General features: G+C 59.6%; 7 protein-coding genes. 5 read left to right on the top strand and 2 right to left on the bottom strand.

The window, feature by feature from the left end:
• The 5 genes from GFC01_RS17335 to GFC01_RS17315 all read left to right on the top strand — a co-directional run.
• A partial coding sequence (locus GFC01_RS17335) for a cobyrinic acid a,c-diamide synthase CobB (RefSeq protein ID WP_152948404.1) occupies window positions 1-1,177 on the top strand: 1,177 nt, incomplete at its 5' end.
• Window positions 1,170-1,949: an adenosylcobinamide-GDP ribazoletransferase gene (gene cobS, locus GFC01_RS17330; protein WP_341474080.1), complete on the top strand. Its 780-nt coding sequence runs from the start codon at window positions 1,170-1,172 to the stop codon at window positions 1,947-1,949. The genes GFC01_RS17335 and cobS, both read left to right, overlap by 8 nt.
• Before the next feature lie 18 nt (window positions 1,950-1,967).
• Window positions 1,968-3,086: a threonine-phosphate decarboxylase CobD gene (gene cobD, locus GFC01_RS17325; RefSeq protein ID WP_341474079.1), complete on the top strand. Its 1,119-nt coding sequence runs from the start codon at window positions 1,968-1,970 to the stop codon at window positions 3,084-3,086.
• 9 nt (window positions 3,087-3,095) lie between these two features.
• The gene (cobC, locus tag GFC01_RS17320) at window positions 3,096-3,773 is read left to right on the top strand and encodes an alpha-ribazole phosphatase (RefSeq protein ID WP_152948403.1); all 678 of its coding nucleotides are present in this window, start codon (window positions 3,096-3,098) and stop codon (window positions 3,771-3,773) included.
• A 47-nt stretch (window positions 3,774-3,820) separates the two neighbouring features.
• On the top strand, window positions 3,821-5,935 hold the full coding sequence (locus GFC01_RS17315) for a penicillin-binding transpeptidase domain-containing protein (protein WP_152948402.1): 2,115 nt from the start codon (window positions 3,821-3,823) through the stop codon (window positions 5,933-5,935).
• Between the two features lie 312 nt (window positions 5,936-6,247).
• On the opposite strand, the gene GFC01_RS17310 is transcribed toward GFC01_RS17315, so the two are convergent.
• Window positions 6,248-6,433 (bottom strand): hypothetical protein, encoded by a 186-nt coding sequence (locus tag GFC01_RS17310; RefSeq protein WP_152948401.1) that lies wholly within the window; start codon window positions 6,431-6,433, stop codon window positions 6,248-6,250.
• 54 nt (window positions 6,434-6,487) lie between these two features.
• On the bottom strand, window positions 6,488-7,234 hold a 747-nt coding region (locus GFC01_RS17305; RefSeq protein WP_152948400.1), incomplete at its 5' end, for a GerMN domain-containing protein.

Below are 7,234 nucleotides of genomic sequence, written 5' to 3'. Positions count from 1 at the left end.
CCTGTGTCTTATCGAGGGGGTCATGGGTCTTTACGACGGCCGCGGGGCGGGGGAAGAGGGCAGTTCCGCCCAGGTGGCCAAATGGCTGTCCACACCGGTGGTGCTGGTGATTGACGCCCGCTCCCTGGCCCGCAGCGGGGCGGCCCTGGTCCTGGGCTACCGTCTCTTTGATCCGGCGGTGCCCCTGGCCGGCGTTTTGTTAAACCGGGTGGGCAGTCCCCGGCACTATACCCTGCTGCGGAAAGCTATTGAAGAAGAGGCCGGCCTGCCGGTGCTGGGCTGGATCGGGCGCCGTCAGGAAGTATATTTACCGGAGCGGCATCTGGGTCTTTTGCCCACCAGCGAAAAGGATGCCCTGTCCGAGCATTTGAACCGGCTGGAGGACTCCCTGGGGGATGGGATTGATCTGAAACGGCTGGTGGCGGTGGCCCGGAGTGCTCCTCCCCTGCCGGAAGGGGAGGGGGGAATTTTCCCGGCCGAACCCCTGCCGCCCGCGGTCAGGATCGGGGTGGTGAGAGACGCCGCCTTTCACTTTTATTACCAGGATGGGCTGGATCTTTTGGAGGCCCTGGGGGCGGAGCTGGTTTTTTTGAACGCCCTGGAGGACGGGGTGCTGCCCCGGGATCTGGACGGCCTGTATATTGGCGGTGGCTTTCCGGAAATGTTTTTACACCGGCTGGCGGCCAACGGCAGTTTCATGGAAGATTTAAGGGAAGCCTTTTACCGGGGTATGCCCATATATGCCGAATGTGGCGGGCTGATGTATCTCTGCCGGGCCATTGTTGATTTTGAAGGGCGGGAGTATCCCATGGCCGGCCTTTTACCCGGCATCTGCCGCATGCAACGGCGGCGGGTGGCCCTGGGCTATGTGAAGGCCAGGGTGCTCACCGGAAATATCCTGGCCGGGGCGGGAGAGGAGTTGCGGGGCCATGAGTTTCACTATTCCTCCCTGGAGGAGATGCCGGAGGGCATTCCGCGGGCCTACCTGCTTTATCAGGAAGGGGACAGCCGGGGGAAGCCCGACGGATACGTCATGAACAATCTCCTGGCTTCGTACCTGCACCTGCACCTGGCTTCCTGCCCGCAGGCGGCGGAAAGATTTCTGCACCACTGCGGCCGGTATAAAGAGGCCCGGATGGCTGCCGGCTGCAAATTCAGCTGTTCGGGCCGTGTATAAAAGGCAGGTGGGTGTATTGAAAACTCTGGCCATGGCTTTGCAATTTTTAACCCGCTTCTACGTATACCGGGGAGAGTTTGATGAAGCCGCCTACGGCCGCGCACCCGTTTTCTTCCCCCTGGTGGGACTGCTCATGGGTGCCGTCTGGTTGCTGCTCTACCTGGGCCTGCGCTCCCTTTTCCCCCCGGCGGTGACGGCCGCCCTGCTGGTGGTGGGTATGGTGGTCATGAGCGGCGGGCTGCACCTGGACGGTTTCATGGATACCATGGACGGCGTATTCAGCGGCCGGCCCGGAAAGCAAATGCTGGAAATAATGCGGGACAGCCGGGTGGGCGCCTTCGGTGTCCTGGGGCTGGCCTGCCTGATGTTACTGAAATTTTCCCTGCTCTGCAGCCTGCCCGGGGATACCCTGCGGCGCATTTTACCGGTCATTCCGGCCTTGAGCCGCTGGGGTATGGTCTATGCCATTGTCTGTTTTCCCTATGCCCGGCCCCAGGGATTGGGACTCTTGCAAAAACGCTACACCGGGAGAAAGGAACTGGCCCTGGCCACCCTGCTGGCGGGGGCGGCGGCGTCCGTCGGCGGCCCGGGGGGCTGGATCATGCTTTCGGTCTCCCTGCTGGTCACCCACTGGATGGCTCTGCTTCTGGTCCGCCTGCTGGGAGGGTTGACGGGCGATACCTACGGGGCCATCAATGAAACGCTGGAAGTTTTACTGTTATTGCTGGCTTTTCCCCTCTATGACCTGCTGCCCGTTACCTTCTGGTTTTAAAAAAGGGGGCTGTCACCAGTGGCGATTGATGATAGAATAATAAATGAATGCCAATCTATGCCACCCCACGGCGGTAATCTGACCCGGGCGGCCGCTGAATTTGGCCTTTCTCCCAGGGACTTTCTGGATTTCAGTGCCAATATCAACCCCCTGGGTCTTTCGCGGCGGGTGCGGGAAGCCGTGGAGGATAACCTGTGGCAGATCAGCCATTATCCCGACCCCGATTGCCGGAGGCTGAAAAGGGCACTGGCGGACCATCTGGGGGTTGATGAGCGGTGCCTGCTGGTGGGCAACGGAGCGGCGGAATTAATTTATCTTCTGGCCCGGGTGGTGGCCAGGGGCCGCGCCCTCATTCCGGCTCCCACTTTCAGCGAGTATGCCCTGGCCGTACGGGCGGCCGGCGGAGAGGTTGCATATGTTTTCACCCGGCCATCGGCTGGTTTTGCCCTGCCGTGGAGGGATATTTACCGGCGTTTGGGAGAAGGGGATGCCCTGTTTCTGTGCAACCCCAATAACCCCACGGGCACCCTCATCCCGCGCCGGGAGCTGGATGTGCTTCTGGATATGGCTACGGCCCGGCGGGTTGTGGTTATTGTGGACGAAGCCTTTATGGACTTCGTTGACGACCCCGGGGAATATACCCTGTTTCCCCTGGCCGGCCGGCAACCCAACTTAATCCTCGTTTATTCATTAACCAAAATACTGGCCATTCCGGGATTGCGCCTGGGGGCGCTGGTGGCCCCCCCGGAACTGGTGGATAGGCTGGACCGCCTGCGCGATCCCTGGAGTGTTAACGCCCTGGCCCAGGTGGCGGGGGTGGCCGGTCTGCAGGACAGGGAATACTTGCGGCAGACCCGGGCAGTGGTATCCCGGGAAAGGGAGTTCCTCTACCGGGGGTTGTCTGCCCTTCCCGGTCTGCATCCCTTTCCCGGAGCGGCCAACTTCCTGCTGGTTGACATCGGCGCCACCGGCTATACCGCAGCCGAAATGGTGCAAAAGATGGGAAGCAAAGGGATTTTGCTGCGCAATTGTGCCAACTTTCCCGGCCTGGGGCAACGTTACATCCGCCTGGCCGTACGTCCCCGGGAGGAAAACCGGCGCCTGCTGGAATCACTGGGAGAGATTGTATTAAAGTGAGGGAACTGCATGGTTTGCCGTCTTTATCTTGTCCGGCACGGGGAGACTGTCTGGAATGCCCGCTTGAAGTTTCAGGGTCACAGTGACATCGCCCTTTCGCCCCGGGGTGTGGAACAGGCGGAAGCGTTGAGCCGCCGGCTGATGGGGGAACGTTTCCATGCGGTTTATGCCAGCGATTTGCAACGGGCTGTGGAAACGGCCCGTATTCTGGCCGCTCCCCATGGTTTGGAGGTACGGCAGGTGCCGGCCCTGCGGGAAATTCACTTCGGCGCCTGGGAAGGCCTGACGGTAAATGAAATAAGGGCCCGGTATGCCAGTGAAATTCAAAAATGGTGGGACGGGCCCCTGAATACCCGTATTCCCGGAGGAGAAACCCTGGCCGAGGTGGTGGAGCGGGTAACCCGGACTGTGCAGGAATTGGTGGAAAAACATGCCGGTGAGCAGATTCTGGTGGTCTCCCACGGGGGAGCCATCCGTTCATTGATCGGTACGGTCCTGGGCATAGACTTAAACCAGTACTGGCGTTTGCGTTTGGAAAACGCCTGCCTGAATATACTGGAATTTCCCACCTGGGAAAGGGGCATTTTATGCCTGTTTAACGATTGCAGTCATTTAAGCCGGCCGGAGCAGGCCGGCTGTCCCTCCCCTTCGCCGGGAAGTGGTGAGGGGAAAAAGCCGGCGCCTTAAGCGGGTTTTGAAGCTTTGCCAATTTTCAACCCCCGGAGGGTTGTACCATGCTGGTAAGGGGTTTGAAGATTCCCAGACGGTTGGGTGCCATCCTTTTTTGTATCATACTGGCCTTTGCCCTGCTAATCCTGCGTCTATTCTGGGTGCAGGTGGTATGGGGGGGGCAATTGCGCCAGGAGGCCACGGCCATTCGCACCCGGGACATTGTGCTGAATCCCAACCGGGGTATTATCTACGATCGCAATCATAACCCCCTGGTGACCAGTATTCCGGTTTATTCCGTTTACGCCCACCCCGACCAGATCAAGGACGTTCCCCGGACGGCGGCGGCAGTGGCCCCTGTCCTGGGCATGAAAGGGGAAGAGGTTCAGCAGAAGTTGAGCGGCGGAAAACCTTTTGTCTGGTTGAAATACGGGGTGAGTCCGGAAAAGGCCAGGGAACTGCAGGCCAGGAACCTTCCCGGCATAGGCATGGTCCAGTCCAGTACCCGCTTTTACAAGCAGGGTACGCTGGCGGCTCATCTGCTGGGTTTTGTGGGGGACGAGAACCAGGGACTCAACGGGGTGGAGAAACGCTTTGATGCCGAGTTGCGGGGTACCCCGGGAAAGATGGTTCTGGAAGTGGACAGCCATGACAGGCAGATACCCCAGTCCGGAGTGCTGGTGCGGCCCTCCACACCGGGCAATAATCTGATTTTAACCATTGACCAGACCATTCAGTATTACGTTGAAAGGGAGCTGGACCGGATTGTTTCTTCCTATCAGCCGTCGTGGGCGGTCATTCTGGTCATGGACCCCCGGAGCGGGGAAATACTGGCCATGGGCAGCCGTCCCACCTTCGACCCTTCTCGCTGGAAGGAGTTTCCTTCCGGTTTGTGGGAGAAAAATCCGGCCACCCATCATACGTATGAACCGGGTTCCACATTTAAGATAATTTCTGCCGCCGCCGCCCTGGAAGAGGGGGTGGTGCAGCCGGCGGAACAGTTTTTTGATTCCGGCTATGTTACCGTAAAGGGACGGCGCATTTCCTGCTGGGATGAAAAGGGGCACGGACCGGAAACCTTTGCCCAGGCCGTGGAGAATTCCTGCAACCCGGTATTTGCCCAGGTGGGTTTAAGACTGGGTAAAGAACGGCTGTATAAGTACGTCCGGGGTTTTGGTTTCGGCAGCGCCACGGGAATTGATCTGCCCGGAGAGGAAACGGGAGTGGTGGTCTCCCAGCAGAAGGCAACGGACCTGGATATAGCCGTAATGTCCATAGGGCAGTCCATTGCCGTTACTCCCATCCAGCTGATTACCGCCGTATCGGCTGTGGCCAATGGGGGTAACCTGGTGCAGCCCCATGTGGTCCGGGCGGTGGAGGATGCCCAGGGAAAGGTGATCCGGGAGATAACTCCGGGGGTGGTGCGCCGGGTCATTTCCGCCGATACGGCCCGTCAGGTGGCCGGCATGCTGGAGAAGGTGGTTGTGGAGGGTACGGGGAAAAGGGCCCTGGTGGAGGGCTACCGGGTGGCCGGTAAGACCGGGACTGCCCAGGTACCCGTTCCCGGTGGATATGCACCCGATAAATATGTGGCATCCTTTGCCGGTTTTGCTCCGGCCGGGGACCCCCGGGTGGCCGTCCTGGTGGTGGTTGGGGAGCCCCGGGGAGGGCAGTATCATGGCGGGGAGGTGGCCGCTCCGGCTTTTAGCGCCGTGGTGCGGGATACACTGCGCTACCTGGGCGTTCCGGAGGACCCCGGACAGCAACATCAGGATGCCCAGGCGGAACAAGCGGCCGCCGGGCCGGTGGATAACCGGGTGCCGGTGCCCGACCTGACGGGGTTTCCGGTGGCCGACGCCCGCTGGCTACTGTCTGAACGGGGATTAAGGGTCTGGTCCCCGGGTGAGGAGGGTGTGGTTACCGGTCAGGAACCTGCCGCCGGCCAGCAGGTTTCCCGGGGACACACGGTCAGCTTGCGGGTTGGGGGCCTTCAGCCGGGGGGACAGGTAATTGTTCCCAACCTGACCGGTCTGACGGTGAAGAAGGCCGGTGCGGTACTGGAAAAACTACACCTGCATCTACAGCCCACAGGCAGCGGCGTGGCCGTTAAACAAAAGCCCCAGCCTGGGGCGCGGGTTTCCCCCGGTACCACGGTTTCCGTGGAATTCAACCCGCCTTAAATCCCCGCTTTTTTGGTTGCTTCACAATCCCCCGGCCCGTTTTTGCAGACCCGCGGCTTTATGCCGGAGGGGTGATACCGTCCCCCGGGGAAAATATGTCGGCAAGCCGACAGGTTAAAAGTCATCGGGATGACAGAACAAAGAGGGCCGGTTGTGGCAAAATAATAACAGGCACGATTCCCGAATAACTATATACCTCCTTCTTCCCATCCCACTCCTGCACAGTGGGTTTTTTTTTCGGTTTTTTGCCCGGGCGTCTCAAATAAAAAAGGGTGCTGTTGCCAGCACCCTTTTTTACAGGTAAGTATTTACTCAAAATTTGATCAGGTTTCCTGCCAGCAGGCCCAATCCAAAGGCCACCACGCTGCTGGCCACCACCCAGAGAAGTTGTGTTTTCACCCGGGCCACCAGGTGGTCTATGTTTTCCCCCTGGGCTGTTTCCACGATCACCGGGCCGGTATTGCTGGCGACGGTTTGCTTTACTGTTTTGCGGGCCATGGTTTTTCTCCTTTCTTTATGTTCTTTTATGTGTCACCATGATTTCCCTTGCTTTTACGGCCATTTGACGTTTACTTTAACTAAATTTTCTTCACTGCCGTTCCGGGGGTTTATGGAGAATACTTCCAGCAGACCTTCCCCCTGTCCCGGAGGGGTAAAGTTCAGCCGCAGCTCAAAATCCCCCCGGTCGGGAGCACTTTTGGAGGCGCTGGCCGTTCCCCGGGCCAGTACATTCCCCTGCCCGTCCAGAAGTCTGGCGTTGATATTGCCCTCAAAGACCCGGGCGCTGCCCCTGACCAGCAGCGGTACAGCCGCCACCTGCCCGGGGATGGGGTGGGAAACCCAGATGGCCGGTTCATAAACCCGGGAAAGATCCCGGCGGAAGGGCTGGCTGTATAAACCCACATGTCCCCACCAGTCCCGGGTGCGTTCATCCACCTGTCCTTCCACTTGCAGGGATACGGCGCGAATTTCCGGAAATTCAGTCAGAGTATTAACCACGCTCTGGAGGGCCAGAGCTTCCCCCTCGGATCCCACAGCCGTTTGGTCCAGTACCTCCCGGGAAAAATTCACCGTGGCCAGGCCGTCCTTAACGGTAACCCCCAGCACCCGGGTGTTCTGCGGGAAAATGGGGGTTGCCCCGGGGGTGGTGGGAGTACCGGAAATCAGTTCCTGCACTGCAGCCACTGCCGGTTCCCCGGTGGCCGGAAGACGGTGTACTTCCCGTACCAGGTAGGTTTCCTCTCCGGTGGATTTAACGTAATAAACGGGCAGGGAGATGACCTGCTCCCGGGGGGAAGG

It is taken from the genome of Desulfofundulus thermobenzoicus, assembly GCF_009428905.1.
GTDB classification, from domain to species: domain Bacteria; phylum Bacillota; class Desulfotomaculia; order Desulfotomaculales; family Desulfovirgulaceae; genus Desulfofundulus_A; species Desulfofundulus_A thermobenzoicus.
This window is presented reverse-complemented; position numbering and strand designations above follow the sequence as displayed.